The sequence below is a fragment of the Streptomyces sp. NPDC044044 genome (assembly GCF_056434405.1).
Window position 1 is genome coordinate 502,338 of record NZ_JBWKFG010000005.1, and the last position, 17,282, is coordinate 519,619.

16 protein-coding genes and 1 tRNA gene are annotated in these 17,282 nt (G+C 69.9%); 10 read left to right on the plus strand and 7 right to left on the minus strand.

Annotated elements, in window-relative coordinates; translation table 11 throughout:
• Window positions 1–65: 65 nt before the first annotated feature.
• From AC07AG_RS21570 to AC07AG_RS21585, 4 genes are all read right to left on the minus strand, one after another.
• Window positions 66–917 carry an S-methyl-5'-thioadenosine phosphorylase gene (locus AC07AG_RS21570; protein ID WP_478756752.1) on the minus strand — a complete coding sequence of 284 codons (852 nt, stop codon included), beginning with the start codon at window positions 915–917 and terminating at the stop codon, window positions 66–68.
• Window positions 918–992: 75 nt separating this feature from the next.
• Window positions 993–1,367 carry an FmdB family zinc ribbon protein gene (locus AC07AG_RS21575; RefSeq protein WP_478756754.1) on the minus strand — a complete coding sequence of 125 codons (375 nt, stop codon included), beginning with the start codon at window positions 1,365–1,367 and terminating at the stop codon, window positions 993–995.
• 67 nt (window positions 1,368–1,434) lie between these two features.
• Window positions 1,435–2,700, minus strand: a complete 1,266-nt coding sequence (locus tag AC07AG_RS21580; RefSeq protein ID WP_478756756.1) for an MFS transporter — start codon at window positions 2,698–2,700, stop codon at window positions 1,435–1,437.
• A gap of 247 nt (window positions 2,701–2,947) precedes the next feature.
• Entirely contained in the window at window positions 2,948–4,468 is a 1,521-nt protein-coding gene (locus AC07AG_RS21585; protein WP_478757069.1) for a potassium/proton antiporter, read from the minus strand.
• 213 nt (window positions 4,469–4,681) lie between these two features.
• Between AC07AG_RS21585 and AC07AG_RS21590 the strand changes: the two genes are divergently transcribed.
• The gene (locus tag AC07AG_RS21590; RefSeq protein WP_478756758.1) at window positions 4,682–7,438 is read left to right on the plus strand and encodes a penicillin acylase family protein; all 2,757 of its coding nucleotides are present in this window, start codon (window positions 4,682–4,684) and stop codon (window positions 7,436–7,438) included.
• An 80-nt stretch (window positions 7,439–7,518) separates the two neighbouring features.
• Here the strand turns inward: AC07AG_RS21590 and AC07AG_RS21595 are convergent, their stop codons facing one another.
• On the minus strand, window positions 7,519–8,130 hold the full coding sequence (locus AC07AG_RS21595; protein ID WP_478756760.1) for a 5-formyltetrahydrofolate cyclo-ligase: 612 nt from the start codon (window positions 8,128–8,130) through the stop codon (window positions 7,519–7,521).
• A gap of 94 nt (window positions 8,131–8,224) precedes the next feature.
• Here AC07AG_RS21595 and galU point away from each other — a divergent pair, with 94 nt between their 5' ends.
• The 7 genes from galU (at window position 8,225) to AC07AG_RS21630 (ending at window position 13,910) form a co-directional block, all read left to right on the plus strand.
• A complete protein-coding gene (galU, locus tag AC07AG_RS21600; protein ID WP_478756761.1) occupies window positions 8,225–9,130 on the plus strand; it encodes a UTP--glucose-1-phosphate uridylyltransferase GalU in 906 nt (301 codons plus the stop codon).
• Between the two features lie 4 nt (window positions 9,131–9,134).
• Complete coding sequence (gene glp, locus AC07AG_RS21605) at window positions 9,135–10,466, plus strand: molybdotransferase-like divisome protein Glp (RefSeq protein ID WP_478756762.1); 1,332 nt, start codon at window positions 9,135–9,137, stop codon at window positions 10,464–10,466.
• 87 nt (window positions 10,467–10,553) lie between these two features.
• The gene (gene moaC / locus AC07AG_RS21610) at window positions 10,554–11,045 is read left to right on the plus strand and encodes a cyclic pyranopterin monophosphate synthase MoaC (RefSeq protein WP_160505558.1); all 492 of its coding nucleotides are present in this window, start codon (window positions 10,554–10,556) and stop codon (window positions 11,043–11,045) included.
• Window positions 11,042–11,542, plus strand: coding sequence for a MogA/MoaB family molybdenum cofactor biosynthesis protein (locus AC07AG_RS21615; protein WP_478756764.1), 501 nt, complete (start codon window positions 11,042–11,044; stop codon window positions 11,540–11,542). Before moaC ends, AC07AG_RS21615 begins: the two co-directional genes overlap by 4 nt.
• Window positions 11,539–12,162 carry a GNAT family N-acetyltransferase gene (locus tag AC07AG_RS21620; protein WP_478757070.1) on the plus strand — a complete coding sequence of 208 codons (624 nt, stop codon included), beginning with the start codon at window positions 11,539–11,541 and terminating at the stop codon, window positions 12,160–12,162. Before AC07AG_RS21615 ends, AC07AG_RS21620 begins: the two co-directional genes overlap by 4 nt.
• A gap of 197 nt (window positions 12,163–12,359) precedes the next feature.
• On the plus strand, window positions 12,360–13,721 hold the full coding sequence (gene sepX / locus AC07AG_RS21625) for a divisome protein SepX/GlpR (protein WP_478756766.1): 1,362 nt from the start codon (window positions 12,360–12,362) through the stop codon (window positions 13,719–13,721).
• Window positions 13,722–13,836: 115 nt separating this feature from the next.
• Window positions 13,837–13,910 (plus strand) — tRNA-Ala (locus tag AC07AG_RS21630).
• A gap of 106 nt (window positions 13,911–14,016) precedes the next feature.
• Here AC07AG_RS21630 and AC07AG_RS21635 read toward each other — a convergent pair.
• Entirely contained in the window at window positions 14,017–14,529 is a 513-nt protein-coding gene (locus AC07AG_RS21635; RefSeq protein WP_478756768.1) for a GNAT family N-acetyltransferase, read from the minus strand.
• A gap of 68 nt (window positions 14,530–14,597) precedes the next feature.
• Here AC07AG_RS21635 and AC07AG_RS21640 point away from each other — a divergent pair, with 68 nt between their 5' ends.
• Both AC07AG_RS21640 and AC07AG_RS21645 read left to right on the plus strand, forming a co-directional pair.
• Window positions 14,598–15,398, plus strand: a complete 801-nt coding sequence (locus AC07AG_RS21640) for an exodeoxyribonuclease III (protein ID WP_478756769.1) — start codon at window positions 14,598–14,600, stop codon at window positions 15,396–15,398.
• Window positions 15,399–15,474: 76 nt separating this feature from the next.
• Window positions 15,475–16,524 (plus strand): DUF6528 family protein, encoded by a 1,050-nt coding sequence (locus AC07AG_RS21645; RefSeq protein WP_478756771.1) that lies wholly within the window; start codon window positions 15,475–15,477, stop codon window positions 16,522–16,524.
• A gap of 22 nt (window positions 16,525–16,546) precedes the next feature.
• Here AC07AG_RS21645 and AC07AG_RS21650 read toward each other — a convergent pair whose 3' ends face one another.
• Window positions 16,547–17,191, minus strand: a complete 645-nt coding sequence (locus AC07AG_RS21650) for a MerR family transcriptional regulator (protein ID WP_478757071.1) — start codon at window positions 17,189–17,191, stop codon at window positions 16,547–16,549.
• Between the last annotated feature and the right edge of the window lie 91 nt (window positions 17,192–17,282).

Sequence of the window (17,282 nt, forward strand, 5' to 3'; positions counted from 1 at the left end):
TTCCGGCCCCGACCGCCTGACCGCCCCGGCCGCCCCGACCGTCCCGGCCACCCCCGCCGATCACCTCACGGCAGCCGGATCCCTGTCTCCATCCCGCCCAGCGCCCCCGCACACAGACAGTCCCGCTCGCCCTCCGCCGGAAGACCCGCCACCGCGTCGAACAGCACCGTCCGCAGCCGGTCCACATTCGCCGCGAACACCTGGAGCACCTCTTCGTGAGAGACGCCCTCGCCGCTCTCCGCGCCCGCGTCCAGGTCCGTGACCAGCGTCAACGACGTGTAGCAGAGCTCCAGTTCACGGGCGAGCACGGCCTCGGGATGCCCGGTCATGCCGACCACCGACCAGCCCTGCGCCGCGTGCCAGAGCGACTCGGCCCGGGTCGAGAACCGCGGCCCCTCGATCACCACGAGCGTCCCGCCGTCCACCGGCTCCCACTCCCGGCCGCGGGCCGCCTTCAGGGCGGCGCTGCGCCCGGCGGGGCAGTACGGGTCGGCCGGCGACACGTGCACGACGTTCGGAATGCTCCCGTCCGGCAGCGGCACCCCGTCGAAATACGTCTGCGTACGCGTCTTCGTGCGGTCCACGAGCTGATCGGGCACCAGCAGCGTCCCGGGCCCGAAATCGGGCCGAAGCCCGCCCACCGCACACGGGCCGAGCACCTGCCGTACGCCCACGGAGCGCAGCGCCCACAGATTGGCGCGGTAGTTGATGCGATGCGGCGGCAGATGGTGTCCCCGGCCGTGCCGGGGAAGGAACGCGACCCGCCGTCCGGCGATGTCACCGAGGAAGAGGGAGTCGCTCGGTGCTCCGTAGGGGGTGTCGACCTGGATCTCGGTCACGTTGTCGAGGAAGGAGTAGAGACCGGAGCCGCCGATGACACCGATCTCGGCCCGCGTCGCGTTCGCCGTATTCACCATGCCGAGCACAGTAGCCGGGGCCGGGAACGCCGAAATCCCCGCTGTCGGACGACAGCGGGGACCTGGGGAAAGAACCTAGGCAGCCGACGAGCTGGAGGAGCTCGAAGAGCTGGACGAGCCGGCCGACGAACCCGAGGACGAGCCGGACGACTTCGAGTCCGAGCCCGAAGAGCCCGAGGAGGAGGAAGCGCCCGCGGAGGACTTGGAGTCCGACGGCTTGGAGTCCGAGGACTTCGACGCGTTCGCTGTCGACGGCGTGCTGCTCGACGACGAGCCGCGGCTGTCGTTGCGGTAGAAACCGGAGCCCTTGAAGACGATGCCGACCGCCGAGAACACCTTCTTGAGGCGTCCGTCGCAGCTGGGGCACACGGTCAGGGCGTCATCGGTGAACTTCTGCACCGCCTCGAGGCCCTCGCCGCATTCGGTGCACTGGTACTGGTACGTCGGCACTTGCTTCCTCCTGGCACTCTCACTCGATGAGTGCTAACGACGGTCCATAGTGACGTATTCCGCGGGATCAGTCCACCGTGACCGGCTCGCGGTGACCGACGCCACGTGCGACGGTGCGCCCGACGGACCGCGGAACGAGCCGCGAACGCAGGGTCACGAGCACCGCGAGCGCGAGCGCCGTACCGCCCAGCGGCACCAGGAAACCGGCGCCGTCCCAGAAGCGGTCCTCCAGCTGGCCCGCGACCGTCACGGCGGCCGCCTGGCCGAGTGCGACGGCTCCGGTGAGCCAGGTGAACGCCTCGGTCCGGCCGGACGGGTCCACGAGCCGGTCGACCAGCGTGTAGCCGGTGATCAGCGCGGGCGCGATGCAGACGCCGACCAGGAGACCGAGCCCGGCGAGCAGCACCACGGAGTGCGCGGCCCACAGGCCGGAGGCCATCAGGGTCAGCGCCGCGTACCCGACGAGGAGCCGCCGCTGCGGGGCGATCTTCCAGGCGATGGCTCCGCAGACGAGTCCGGAGAGCATGTTGCCCGCCGCGAACGTGCCGTACAGGACGCCGTTCAGGCCGGGCTCGCCGATGGACTCGGTGAAGGCGGCCAGTGAGACCTGCATGCCGCCGAAGACGGCGCCGATGCCCAGGAAGGTCACGATCAGCACCCGCACACCGGGGATCCGCAGCGCGGAAACGTGCTCCACGCGCGCGTGCTCCTCGCGGGAGGCGGGCTTGGGCTGGGTGCTCTTCTGCGCGGCGAACAGCAGGCCGCCCACCAGCGTGAGTCCGGCCTCCGTGAAGAGTCCGGCCGCCGGGTCGATGGTCGTGCACAGCGCGGTCGCGAAGAGCGGGCCGACGACGAACGTCAGCTCGTCCGTGACCGACTCGAAGGCGGCCGCCGTGCCCGCCAGCGGGGAGTCCTGGAGCTTGACGCCCCAGCGGGCCCGCACCATGGGGCTGATCTGCGGCTGCGAGGCGCCGGTGGGCACCGCCGCGACGAAGAGCGCCCACAAGGGGGCGTCGGAGAGCGCGAGCACCGTCAGGGAGAGCACCGACACCGTGTGGATCAGGACACCCGGCACCAGGACGGCCCGCTGGCCGAACCGGTCGGCGAGCTTGCCGCCGAAGGGGGCGAACACCGCCATGGAGACGCCGGTGACGGCCGATACGGCGCCGGCGACGCCGTACGAGCCGGTGGTGTGCTGCACGAGCAGCACGATGGAGATGGTCAGCATCGCGAAGGGCTGTCGTGCCGCGAAGCCGGGCAGGAGAAACGTCCAGGCGCCGCGGGTGCGCAGCAGCTGTCCGTATCCCGGGCGGGAGGTGACCGTGGATGCCACGGCCCGTGCCTTTCTGCCGCCTGGTAGCGCGGCGCCCTTATCAGGGCGACGGTGCCGAGAGCTGTCCTCTTGCGCGGGACTGCGGTAGATGCCGGGTGCCCACTGCGAGGACACGCGGCCGCCATACGGTCGGCGCCAGCTCTGCTTCAGACAGAGTTGGTTCGATCAGTTGGTACAGAAGAAGTGTGCCTTCATCGTACAGGGAATGGGACCACTGGACCTGTGAATACGGAGAATGAGGCGCCCGTCACCTGCGATTGCCCCGCTCTTCCGGCTCCTGACCAGCGGTTCCCAGCCATCCGGCCAGCTTTCCGCCCTGTCCTACGGCCCGCAGCCGCTTCTCCGCCGCGTCCCGCACCGGGTCGGTCGCGACCACCAGGAGCTCGTCCCCGCGCTGCAGCACGGTCGTGGGCTGCGGCACGAATGATTCGCCGTTGCGAACGATGAGCGTGACCGCCGCCCCCGCGGGCATCCGCAGCTCGCCCACCTCGACGCCGTGCATCCGCGATCCCTTGGGGATCGCCACCGAGAGCAGGTGCCCGCGAAGGCGCTCCAGGGGCGCCGATTCGATGCCCAGGTCGGCGGCGCCCGAAGAGTCGCCCAGGCGCAGCTTCCTGGCCAGCCACGGCAGCGTAGGACCCTGGATGAGGGTGTAGACGACGACCAGGACGAAGACGATGTTGAAGATCCGCTGGCTGTCGTCGACGCCGTTCACCATCGGGATCGTGGCCAGAATGATGGGCACGGCTCCGCGCAGCCCGGCCCAGGACATCAGGGCCTTCTCCTGCCAGGGCATGCGGAACGGCAGCAGGCTGGCGATGACCCCCAGGGGTCTGGCCACCATGGTCAGGATCAAGCCGATGATGATCGCGGGCCAGGTGTCGTCGAGCAGGTCGTGCGGGGTGACCAGGAGGCCGAGCAGGACGAACATGCCGATCTGCGCGATCCAGCCGAGTCCCTCGGCGAAGCCGCGGGTGGCGGGCCAGTGCGGCAGCTTGGCGTTGCCGAGGACCATCGAGGCGAGGTAGACGGCGAGGAATCCACTGCCGTGCGCCATGGCGCCGGCCGCGTAGGCGGCGACCGCGATGGCCATCACGGCGATGGGGTAGAGGCCGGAGGCGGGCAGCGCCACGTGCCGCAGGCCGTAGGCGCCGAGCCAGCCCACCGCGATGCCGATCGCGGCACCGATCGCGAGCTCCAGGGCGATCTCGCCGATCAGGACGTACCAGTGCTCCACGGGGCCCGCGGTGGAGAAGGCCACGACCAGGATCACCACAGGGGCGTCGTTGAACCCCGACTCCGCTTCCAGGATGCCCGTCACGCGGGAGGGCAGCGGCACCTTGCGCAGCACGGAGAAGACCGCGGCGGCGTCCGTCGAGGAGACCACCGCGCCGATGATGAGCGCCTGCCGCCAGTCGATGCCGACCAGGTAATGGGCAGCGGCTGCCGTCACGCCGACACTCACCGCGATGCCGACGAGCGACAGGGCGGCGGCCGCGGGCAGCGCGGGTTTGATCTCCTTCCACTTCGTGCCGAGGCCGCCCTCGGCCAGGATCACGACGAGCGCCGCATAGCCGATGACCTGCGTCAACTCGGCATTGTTGAACGTGACGTTGCCAATGCCGTCCTGGCCCATGGCAATGCCGATGCCGAGGTAGAGGAGCAGGCTCGGCAGCCCACTGCGCGACGAGATGCGAACCGCCGCCACCGCGACGAGCAGGACGAGCGAGCAGATGAGCAGAAGCTGGTTGAGGTCGTGGACAGTCAGGGGCCGTTCCTTCCTCCGCGCGAGCCAAGTACTTCGTTACCTTACCTAATTGTTAACGCTTCCTTGACGCCTTCGAACACTCATCCGATGCGTCGCGATGTAGGTTCCTGACTCCGCGTCCGGGGCCGCAGTGCCCTGCGCCTATGGTTGCTCCAGCGCTCCCACCACCGCCCAGCCAGCCCTGCCGCTCGCGTAAGGACAGCAAGGACAGCGATGCCCTCGAATACCACCGCCTCTTCCGGTCATAAGTCCGGCAAGAAGAAGGGGCGCCGAGCCCGCCTCATCGTGATCGTCCTGGTCCTGGCCATCGTGGCGGGCATCGGTTACGGCGCGTACTGGAGCGTCAGTACGGTGCGTGCCTCCTTCCCGCAGACCAAGGGGACGATCAAGCTCGACGGCCTCTCCGGCCCCGTCGACGTGAAGCGTGACGGCAACGGCATCCCGCAGATCTACGCCGAGTCCGACGCCGACCTGTTCATGGCCCAGGGCTTTGTCCAGGCGCAGGACCGCTTCTGGGAAATGGATGTCCGCCGCCATACGACCTCCGGTCGCCTCTCCGAGATGTTCGGCAAGGGCCAAGTAAAGACCGATGAGTTCCTGCGGACGCTCGGTTGGCACCGTGTGGCGCAGAAGGAATACGACACCAAGCTCTCGCCGCAGACGAAGAAGTACCTCCAGGCGTACTCCAAGGGAGTCAACGCCTACCTGAAGGACAAGAGCGGCAAGGACATCTCCCTGGAGTACGCCGCCCTTGGCTTCACCAACGACTACGCGCCCCAGGAGTGGACCCCCGTCGACTCCGTGGCGTGGCTCAAGGCCATGGCCTGGGACCTGCGCGGCAACATGCAGGACGAGATCGACCGCTCCTTGATGACCAGCCGCCTGGGCCCGTCCCAGATCGACGACCTGTACCCGGAGTACCCGTACTCCCGGAACAAGCCCATCGTCCAGGAGGGCTCCTACAACAGCGTCACCAAGGAGTACGAGGGCAAGGGCAGCGCGGGCAGCCAGTCGCAGTCGCAGACCGGCGGCGCGGCGGGCACGGGCCTCGCGGGCAACACCCAGGCGCCCGACGGGCTCCAGTCCCAGCTGTCGGGCCTCTCCGACATCCTGGACAGCGTCCCCGACGCGGGCCTCGGCCCGAACGGCAACGGCATCGGCTCCAATTCCTGGGTGGTCTCGGGCGACCACACGATCAGCGGGAAGCCGCTGCTCGCCAATGACCCGCACCTGTCACCGCAGCTGCCCTCCACCTGGTACCAGATGGGCCTGCACTGCAAGGCGGTCTCCAAGGACTGCCAGTACGACGTCTCCGGCTACACCTTCGCGGGCATGCCCGGCGTGGTCATCGGCCACAACCAGGACATCGCCTGGGGCATGACGAACCTCGGCGCCGACGTCACCGACCTCTACCTCGAGAAGTTCGAGGGCGACGGCTACGAGTACGACGACAAGGTGCTGCCCTTCAAGTCCCGCGTGGAGACCATCAAGGTCGCGGGCGGCAAGTCCAAGAAGATCACCGTCAGGGAGACCGACAACGGCCCCCTGCTGTCCGACCGCGACGACGAGCTGGTGAAGGTCGGCAAGAAGGCCACGGTCGACAGCGCCGCCCCCGACCGGGGCGACGGCTACGGAGTCTCGCTGCGCTGGACCGCGCTCCAGCCGGGCAGGTCGATGGACGCCGTCTTCGAGCTGAACAAGGCGAAGGACTTCTCGGAGTTCCGCAAGGCGGCCGCTTCTTTTGAAGTGCCCTCGCAGAACCTGATCTACGCGGACACCAAGGGCCACATCGGCTACCAGGCACCGGGCAAGATCCCGGTCCGCGGCAAGGGCGACGGCGCGCTCCCCGCGCCCGGCTGGGACTCCGACTACCGCTGGACCGGCTACATCCCGCAGTCCGCGCTGCCCTACGAGTACGACCCCAAGCGCGGGTACATCGTGACCGCCAACCAGGCCGTCATCGGCAAGGACTACCCGTACAAGCTCACGTCGGACTGGGGCTACGGCGCGCGCAGCCAGCGCATCACCGACCTGATCCAGTCGAAGATCAAGAACGGTGGGAAGGTCTCCACCGAAGACATGCGCACGATGCAGATGGACAACAGCAGCGAGATCGCCAAGGTCCTCGTGCCCAAGCTGCTCAAGATCGACGTCAAGGACAGCTACGTCCGTGAGGCGCAGAAGCTCCTCGAGGGCTGGGACTACACGCAGGACCCCGACTCGGCGGCGGCCGCGTACTTCAACTCGGTCTGGCGCAACATCCTCAAGCTCTCCATCGGCAACAAGCTGCCCAAGGAGCTGCGGGTCAAGGGCCAGTGCCTGAACGTCGAGCCGGCCGGGAACACCGGTCCCGCCGACGAGGCCGAGCCGGTGCGCGAGTGCGGGCAGCGGGACGCCGAATCCGCGCAGCCCGACGGCGGCGACCGCTACTACGAAGTGATCCGGTCGATCCTCGACGACGAGGACAACGACTGGTGGAAGTCGCCCAAGACCCGCACGGACGCCGAGACCAAGACCCGCGACCAGCTGTTCGGCCGGGCCATGGAGGACGCGCGCTGGGACCTGACGGCCAAGCTCGGCAAGGACGTCGACACCTGGAGCTGGGGCCGCCTGCACCGGCTGACCCTGAAGAACCAGACCCTGGGCGTCGAAGGCCCCGGCTGGCTCCAGTTCATGCTCAACCGCGGCCCGTTCAAGCTGGGCGGCGGCGAGGCGGCGGTCAACGCCACCGGCTGGAACGCGGCGGGCGGCTACGGAGTGCAGTGGGTGCCGTCGATGCGCATGGTGGTGAACCTCGACGACTTCGACAAGTCCAAGTGGATCAACCTCACCGGAGCTTCGGGGCACGCCTACAGCGCGCACTACACCGACCAGACCAGCAAGTGGGTCAAGGGCGAGCTGCTGCCGTGGTCCTTCTCGAAGAACGCCGTCAAGAACAGCACGAACGACACGCTGGTGCTGCGGCCCTGAGCCGCCGCACCTGACCGGTGCGCAGCAGTGAAAGGGCCCTCCACGCGCGCGTGGAGGGCCCTTTCACGTGCGGTGGAGGGTCAGCGGAAGCGCCGCACTCCCGACGGCGTGACGACGGCGTGCACCGGCTTGTCGTGCGCCTCCTGGGGGACGCGTGCGACGACCTCCGTGTCGTACAGGAGCACCACCAGGGCGGGATCGGCCCCGGCCCGCCCGAGCCGGGCGAGCACCCTGTCGTAGGACCCGCCGCCGCGCCCGAGCCGCATTCCGCGCTCGTCCACGGCCAGGCCCGGAAGCAGCACGGCGTCCGCCGCCACGACGGCGTCGGGCCCGAGCCGCGCCCCTGAGGGCTCCAAGAGCGCGATCTTTCCCGGGTGTTGCACGCGGGCCAGCGAACCCTCGCCCTCGTAGGCCGCCCAGTCCAGGTCGTTGTCCGGGAGCAGCACCGGGAGCAGGACCCGCGTCCCGCGCGCGTGGAGGGCGTCGAGGAGCGCTCGCGTCCCCGGCTCGCTCCCCACGGAGACGTACGCCGCGACCGTGCGCGCCCCGGCGAGCTCCGGCAGCTCCAATGCGCGGTCGGCGAGAACCGCGGCGGCCTTCTGCGCGTCATCCCTAGTCAACCGGCCTCTCACCGCGAGGAATTCTCCGCGCAATGTGCGCTTGGTTGGCTCGGCCGGGCCGGTTTCTTCCATGGTGCGCTCACAAACCCTTCCAGGTGCGCTCATATGAGAACAAAATGTCCGGAGCCACAGATTCCGCACATACTCACCGGTTATGGTTACGGACATGACTGAGTCTCACCCCCACAGGATCAGCAAGGCTGTCATTCCGGCAGCAGGTCTGGGCACCCGGTTCCTGCCGGCGACCAAGGCCACTCCCAAGGAGATGCTGCCGGTCGTCGACAAGCCGGCGATTCAGTACGTGGTCGAAGAGGCCGCCTCCGCCGGCCTCGACGACGTCCTCATGATCACGGGCCGCAACAAGCGCCCCCTGGAGGACCACTTCGACCGCAACTACGAGCTGGAGTCGGCCCTTCTGAAGAAGGGCGACGAGGCGAGACTGGCGAAGGTCCAGGAGTCCAGCGACCTCGCGACCATGCACTACGTACGCCAGGGCGACCCCAAGGGGCTCGGTCACGCCGTCCTGTGCGCCGCGCCGCACGTCGGCGACGAACCGTTCGCCGTGCTCCTCGGCGACGACCTGATCGACCCGCGCGACCCGCTCCTCGCCCGCATGGTCGAGGTCCAGGAGCGGCACGGCGGCAGCGTCATCGCCCTCATGGAGGTGTCCCCGGAGCAGATCCACCTCTACGGCTGCGCGGCGGTCGACACCACGGACGAGGGCGACGTCGTCAAGGTGACGGGCCTGGTCGAGAAGCCCGACGCGGCGGACGCCCCCAGCAACTACGCCATCATCGGCCGCTATGTCCTGGATCCTCACGTCTTCGACATACTGCGCAAGACCGAGCCGGGCCGCGGCGGCGAGATCCAGCTCACCGACGCCCTCCAGCAGCTCGCCGTCGACGAGAAGGTCGGCGGCCCCGTGCACGGCGTCGTCTTCAAGGGCCGCCGCTATGACACCGGCGACCGCGGCGACTATCTGCGTGCCATTGTCAGACTCGCGTGCGAACGTGAAGACCTGGGCCCGGACTTCCAGGCCTGGCTTCGCAGTTACGTGTCCGAGGAGATGTAGCACTTTGAGCAGCAGCGCGACGACCGAAGTCACCGGCCAGGAACACGTCTGGTCGGTGAGCGAGCACCTGGACGACATCCTCGGATCCGTCCGCCCCCTGGAGCCCATCGAGCTCCAACTCCTCGACGCACAGGGCTGCGTCCTCGTCGAGGACGTCACGGTGCCCGTCTCGCTGCCGCCCTTCGACAACAGCTCCATGGACGGATATGCCGTCCGGGTCGCCGACATCGCGGGCGCGACCGAGGAGTTCCCCGCCGTCCTGACGGTCATCGGCGACGTCGCCGCGGGCCAGGGCGAACAGCCCACCGTCGGCGCGGGCGAGGCGGCCCGCATCATGACAGGCGCCCCGCTGCCGCCCGGCGCGGAGGCCGTCGTCCCCGTGGAGTGGACCGACGGAGGCCTCGGCGAAGGCCCCGTCTCCGGAATGCGCGCGCACAGCACCGCCCCCGACGGAGCCTTCGGAGAGGTCCGCGTGCACCGCCCCGCCGAGGCACGCGCGCACGTGCGGGCCCGTGGCAGCGACGTCCAGGCAGGCGACCGCGCACTGGCCGCGGGCACGGTCCTCGGCGCCCCGCAGATCGGCCTGCTCGCCGCGATCGGCCGCGGCACGGTCAAGGTGCGCCCGCGCCCCCGCGTGGTCGTCATGTCCACCGGCAGCGAACTGATCCAGCCCGGCGAGGAGTTGGCCAAGGGCCAGATCTACGACTCCAACAGCTTCTCCCTGACCGCCGCCGCCCGGGAAGCCGGAGCGATCGCCTACCGCGTGGGCGCGGTCGCCGACGACGCCGAGACGCTGCGCTCCACCATCGAGGACCAGCTGATCCGCGCCGACCTCATCGTCACCACGGGCGGCGTCAGCGTCGGCGCGTACGACGTCGTGAAGGAAGCACTCTCCTCCGTGGGGGACGAGGACGAGGCGGGCAGCGGCATCGAGTTCCGCAAGCTCGCCATGCAGCCGGGCAAGCCGCAGGGCTTCGGCTCCATCGGCCCCGACCACACCCCGCTGCTCGCCCTGCCGGGCAACCCGGTGTCGTCGTACGTCTCCTTCGAGATCTTCGTCCGTCCCGCGGTGCGCGCCCTGATGGGCCTCCCGGACGTGCACCGGCCCACGGCGCGCGCGGTGCTCACCGCCGACAAGGCACTGACCTCGCCCGCGGGGAAGCGACAGTTCCTGCGCGGGCAGTACGACGCGGAGGCGGGCAGCGTGCGGCCCGTGGGCGGCGCGGGCTCCCACCTCGTCGCGGCTCTCGCGCATGCGAACGCGCTGATCGTCGTCCCCGAGGACACCGCATCGGTGGAGCCGGGCGCCGACGTCGAAGTGGTCCTGCTCGGCTGAAAGGCACTCCCGCGCGGTACGGTGTCGCGCACATAGGCCCCCTTGCGCCGCACCGCGAGAGGGCCCGGACCGGGAGCGCCACAGCACATGAGTAGCCAGCAGCGACTGACGCACATCGACGAAGCGGGCGCGGCCCGCATGGTCGACGTATCCGCGAAGGACGTGACCGCGCGCACCGCCCGCGCCAGTGGCCGCGTCCTGGTATCGCCCCGCGTGATCGAGCTGCTGCGCGGGGAAGGCGTCCCCAAGGGCGACGCCCTCGCCACCGCGCGGATCGCGGGCATCATGGGCGCCAAACGCACGCCCGACCTGATCCCCCTCTGTCACCCCCTGGCCGTCTCCGGAGTGAAACTCGACCTCTCCGTGGCGGACGACGCCGTAGAGATCCTCGCCACGGTGAAGACGACGGACCGCACGGGCGTCGAGATGGAGGCCCTCACCGCGGTGACCGTCGCCGCCCTCACGGTGATCGACATGGTCAAGGCCGTCGACAAGGGCGCGGTCATCACGGACGTACGCGTCGAGGAGAAGACCGGCGGGAAATCCGGGGACTGGAGCCGCGAAGGAGCCGGGGCATGACCGCCTACCGCGCGCTCGTCGTCACCGCCTCCAACCGCGCCGCCGCCGGTGTCTACGCGGACCGGGGCGGCCCGGTCATCGCCGAGGCACTCGCTGCGCTCGGCTTCGACGTCGAAGGCCCCCAGGTCGTCCCCGACGGCGACCCCGTCGAGCAGGCCCTGCGCGCCGGAGCCGACGCCGGATACGACGTGATCCTCACCACAGGCGGCACCGGCATCTCGCCCACCGACCGCACCCCCGAGGCCACCCGCGCCGTCATCGACCACGAAGTGCCGGGCATCCCGGAGGCGATTCGCGCGTACGGCAGGGAGAAGGTGCCCACGGCCGCGCTCTCCCGAGGCCTCGCCGGAGTCGCGGGGCGCACGCTCATCGTGAACCTGCCGGGCTCCACCGGTGGGGTACGGGACGGCCTCGCGGTCCTGGAGCCCCTGCTGACGCACGCCGTCGAGCAGCTCAGGGGCGGCGACCATCCCAGACCCTCAGGTGGTGCGAGCTGAACAGCCCTTCCTGGCCCGTCGAGCTGACGGACGGCGATGTCGCCCTCCGTCCGATAAAGATGCGCGACCAGCGGCCCTGGCGTGAGGTCAACCGGCGCAACCGGGACTGGCTGCGCCCCTGGGAGGCGACGATCCCGCCGCCCACGCCCAGCGGCCCGATCGTGCACCGCCCGACGTACCGTCAGATGGTCCGGCACCTGCGCGCCGAGGCGCACGCCGGGCGCATGCTGCCCTTCGTGATCGAGTACCAGGGGCGTCTCGTCGGGCAGTTGACGGTCGCCGGGATCACCTGGGGATCGATGTGCTCGGGCCATGTCGGCTACTGGGTCGACCAGTCGGTCGCGGGCCGCGGTGTGATGCCGACCGCCGTCGCTCTCGCGGTCGACCATTGCTTCCGCTTGGTCGGGCTGCACCGTATCGAGGTCTGTATTCGGCCCGAGAACGGGCCGAGCCGCAGGGTCGTGGAGAAACTCGGATTCCGCGAGGAGGGGCTTCGTCCACGCTATCTCCACATCGATGGTGCCTGGCGTGACCATCTTGTCTTCGCGCTCACCGCGGAAGAGGTACCGGAAGGGTTGCTCCGGCGCTGGCACCAGGCACGACCTCGGAAGACCGCGTAAATAGAATAAGTGTTTGAAATTGATCGGTGATCGACCGTCTGGGGCCCCACTTGATCCCTCTACGGCATTAATTTCACGGTCTCGGTGACCTGTTGATCGCACCAGTCACAAAAAAAGTTCGAGATATCAGCCAGATCGTGCGACACACCGGCTCAATTGGCAGATGGCCTCAACCAAACCCCTCTACCGTGTGAGGCGTGAGCAGCAGCGGCCTCATCTACGCAGTCATCGTCGGGGCCTGGGCCGCCTACTTGGTGCCGATGTGGCTCCGTAGGCAGGACGAGCTCAATGAAGCCCGTCCGACGGAACGCTTCAGCACCGCCATCCGGCTCTTGTCCGGACGGGCGGGGATGGAGCGCCGGTACGCCAAGGACCTGCAAGCGCGCTCGCCTGAAGAGGAGGAGTCGCGCGACCCGGACAACGCCACCGGCTCGGTGGACGTCCGGGCCTTCGTCGCGCCCCCGCATCGGCAGGGCGACCAGGAAGAGCGGCCCGAGCCGCAGGCCAAGGCGCCGGTCAAACCCCAGGCGCAGCAGCCTCCCGCACGGTCCAAGCCCCAGCCGGCGGCACAGTCTCCGGCAAGGCCCTCCGTGAAGGCCCAGACGAACGCCCCGGCACAGGCGCAGTCGCAGTCGCACGCCCAGGCAAAGTCGCACGCACAGGCACAGGCACAGGCACAGGCGCACGCACACGCGCAGGCATCGGCGCAGGCCCCGGCGAAGAACGCCGCGCGGCCCCAGCAGTCGCCCGCCCGGCGTGCGGCATCGGCGGAAGCCGCCGCGCGCGCCCGGCGCGTGAAGGTGCTCGCCCGCCGTCGGCGCACGACGGTGATGCTGTTCGTCGCCTTCACGATCGGCGCGATCGTCGCCGCGGTCGGCGGGCTCGCGTTCCTCTGGGCGCCCGCCGCACCGGCCGCGCTCCTGAGCGCGTACATCGTGTACCTGCGAGGCCAGGAACGGCGCCGCTTCACCTACACCATGGACCGGCGCAGGGCCGAGGTCGCGGCGCAGCGGCTGCGGGAGCGTCAGCCGCGCAGGCGCGCTTCGAGCGGCGCGGAAGCGGTCGTCGACGACGTGGAGGAAGGACCGGCCCCCGAGACGGAGACCGGCCTCTCCTCCTCGCTCGCCGCCGACCGCCGGGCCCTGGTCGAGCAGACCGACCACGCCGAGTGGGTCGACCAGCAGCGCGAGCGGCAGCGCCGCCCGGGGCACGGCGACAGCTGGGACCCGGTGCCGGTGCCCCTGCCGACGTACGTGACCGCGCCGGTCGCCCCGCGGGCCACCGGCGACGTCGACCTGGGCGCGCCCGATGCCTGGAGCTCGGCGCGGTCGAGCTCCGTGGAGCCCGCAGCCGATGAGGCGGACGAGGGCGAGTACGCGGAGTACGGCGAGTACACCGAGTACGCCGACGACACGGAAGGCGCCGACGGCGTGGACGGGGCCGGCGGTCGCAGTGACGCACGGCGGGCCGCGTCCGCACGCCGGGCCCGCGAGCGCGGACGTACGCCGCTCTTCGACCAGTACGACGACGGGCAGCGTCCCCGGGCCGCCAACGAGTGAGGCCTGACCGGCCGGGTGGCCGGTCGGGTGACCAGCCAGGTCACCGGCCAGGTCACCGGCCGGGAACGGATTTCCAAGCACCCGGATCGGGATGCTAGAGTTTCACTCGTTGCAAGGGCCTGTGGCGCAGTCTGGTAGCGCACCTCGTTCGCATCGAGGGGGTCTGGGGTTCAAATCCCCACAGGTCCACTGCACATGAGATCCCGTCCAGTTCATCGAACTGGGCGGGATCTTTGCTGTGCCTCACACCTCTGTGAGGCACAGCGGTGTGAGGCACGCATGAAGCTCCGGAGAGCTACAGCGGCTTCGCGAAGCAGCGGCTCAGGTCCTCGAAGCGGTAGTGGCCGAACTTGTTGGGGGCCGGGGTGTAGCCGGTCGAGGCGTAGAGGGCTATCGCCTCCGGCTGCTTCGTGCCCGTCTCCAGGACCATGCGCTTACGGCCCGCCGCCCTCGCGTCGTCCTCCAGGGCCGCCAGGATGCGGCGGGCCAGGCCGAGGCCGCGGGCTTCCGGGGTGACGTACATGCGCTTGATCTCGGCGTCGCCGCGCGCGTACCCCTCGTCGTTCTCCTCGTGGCCGCGCCAGCCGCCGGTGGCCAGCGGGGTGCCGTTCTCGTCGTACGCGATGAGATACAGGCCGCGCGGGGCCGTGAACATGGCCGGGTCGAGGGGTGTGACGTCGCCCTCGTCTCCGTACCGCTCCGCGTACTCGAGCTGGACGCGGTCGTTGAGCTCGACCGCGTCGGGGTGGTCGAAGGGGGTGGGGCGCAGCTCGACGGCGGAGCGCTGCAGCGATGACTGGATACTCATGCGAACCATCGTACTTCTATGCGGAGTGGGATGCGGGTGTCCATCAAGTGTGCCGGTATCGTTCCGGGATGCTCACAGTGACCAGTGTGAATGTGAACGGCCTGCGCGCCGCCGCCAAGAAGGGCTTCGTCGAGTGGCTGGCCGGGACCTCGGCCGACGTGCTCTGCCTCCAGGAGGTGCGGGCCGAGCCGCAGCAGCTGCCGGAGGGCGTGCGGGAGCCCGAGGGCTGGCACGTCGTGCACGCGCCGGCCGCCGCCAAGGGGCGCGCGGGTGTCTCCCTCTATACGCGCCGTGAGCCGGATCGCGTGCAGATCGGGTTCGGGTCGGAGGAGTTCGACGGCAGTGGGCGCTACGTCGAGGCCGATCTGCCCGGCGTCACGGTCGCGAGCCTCTATCTGCCCTCGGGTGAGGTCGGCACGGAGCGGCAGGACGAGAAGGTCCGCTTCATGGGGGAGTTCCTCACGTATCTGAGGGGGCTCAAGCAGCGGGCCGCCGCCGAGGGGCGCCAGGTCGTGGTCTGCGGCGACTGGAACATCGCCCACCAGGAGGCCGACCTCAAGAACTGGAAGGGCAACAAGAAGAACTCGGGCTTCCTGCCCGAGGAGCGTGCCTGGCTCGGCGAGGTCTTCGAGGGGGAGGCCGGGTACGTCGACGTGGTGCGGGAACTGCATCCCGACGTCGAGGGGCCCTACTCCTGGTGGTCCTACCGGGGGCGCGCCTTCGACAACGACACGGGCTGGCGCATCGACTACCACGTGGCGACGCCGGGGCTCGCGGAGCGCGCGGTCAAGGGGTTCGTGGAGCGGGCGGCCAGTCATGCGGAGCGGTGGTCGGACCACGCGCCCGTCACGGTGGTCTACGACATGTGAGGCCGCGCGGCGCCATGGCATGTTGCGGGCACGTACCTGACAATGACTCAACTGTCAGCCGTGTGGGGGAGACTTCATGTCCGGTATGTCATGGCCGTCCCGTCGGGGTGTGCTGCTCGGGGCTCTGGGTGCCGGTATCGGGGCGGGGCTGCCGCTGACCGCCGCGTCGTCGGCCGTTGCTTCGTCGGCCGCCGCTTCGGGTGGTGTACCCCGGGGCACCCCGCCCGTGCTCCTCACCGAGCAGGCGACCCAGCAGATCCTCGTGCTCGATCCGCGGCGCAGGGTCTGGGACACGCACGCCGACCCGTCCGTCGTGCGGTGGGCGTTCTCGCCGCTCGGGCAGCCGGGGTACAAAGACCTGCGGCCCGAGGACAGTTGGGTGTATCCGAGCGAGTCGAAGGTGCGCAGACTCAAGGGGCGTACGTACGTCCTGACGACCGCGTCCTTCGGCTTCGTGGCCGTCGTCGACTACCCCTCGGGCCGGCGCTACTGGGGTACGGCGATCGGGCCCGGCGACGACCTCTTCAATCCGCACAGCGCGGAGATCCTGCCGGACGGCAATGTCGCGGTGGCGTGCAGCACGGGTGCGCTGGTCAGGCTGTACGCGGCGTCGCAGGGGCCGCGCGCGTCGCGGTACGCCGAGGCGGAACTCAAGGGCGCGCACGGCCTGCACTGGGACGGCGAGCGCGAGGTGCTGTGGGCCATCGGCGACGACGAGCTGGTCACGTATGACGTGGGCGGCACGAGGGCCAGGCCCGAACTGACCCTGCGCTCCTCGGTCGGACTCCCGATCGGGACACCGGGCAAGACCCCTGGCGGCCACGACCTCTTCCCCGTGGCGGGGCGCCCGGACCGGCTCTGGGTCACGACGAACGCGTCCGTCTTCCAGTACGACATCGGGGGCGGGGTCTTCGTGCAGGACTTCGCGGGGGCCGCGGAGATCGCCCGGAAGTCGGTGAAGGGCGTCGGCGACGATCCGCGGACCGGGCAGGTCATCACCACCGTGCCGGAGAGCGGTCTCGAGGAGACCTGGTGGACGACGAAGGTGAGCGTGCACCAGCCGCAGAGTGAGTACAAGCTGATCGGCGGCGGGATCTACAAGGCGCGGTGGTTCTTGCCGAGGTAGGGGTGTCCGGGCCGCGGCCGGGCTACGTCTCGTCCGGCTTCTCCGAGGCGAGGCGGCGGTCCAGGGCCATCGAAAGCTCCGCCTCCACCACGCTCTTCGCCAGCGGGCGCAGGCGGTCGATGCTGACGTCGCCCGCCTCGGCCGGCGTGTGGGCGCGGATGATCGTGATGAACAACTCCGCGAGCGCGTCCGCGTGTTCGCGCACGCGCTGGCCCGCCTCCAGGACCGCCGCCAGCGGTATGCCCTCGCGGACCAGGGCCGACGAGACGTCCAGGAGGCGGCGGCTGACGTGGACGATCTCCTCGCCGTCCGTGCCGAGGTAGCCGAGGTCGAGGGCCGCGGCGAGGTTCTCGGGGGTGACCTCGCCCGCGAAGTGGTCGGCCAGTTCCTCGGGGGTGAGGCGGACCGGGGTCTCCTCGGTGGGTTCGCCGATGCCGAGGAGCTCGCCGACGTCGCGGCCGTTCTCGAAGGCCTCCGCCAGTTCCGCGATGCCGCTCAGGGTGTGGCCGCGGTCGAGGAGTGCGGCGATCGTCCGGAGTCTGGCCAGGTGGTGGTCGTCGTACCAGGCGATACGGCCCTCGCGGCGGGGCGGCGGGATCAGGCCGCGCTCACGGTAGAAGCGCACGGTGCGCACCGTGATGCCGGCCGCCTTGGCCAGCTCCTCCATGCGGTACTCGCGTGTCTCTGCCACGGCAGCAGCCTATGTGCTGCCGGATCGTGCGTGTGTTCTACCGGCGGTAACTCACGACGCCAGACCC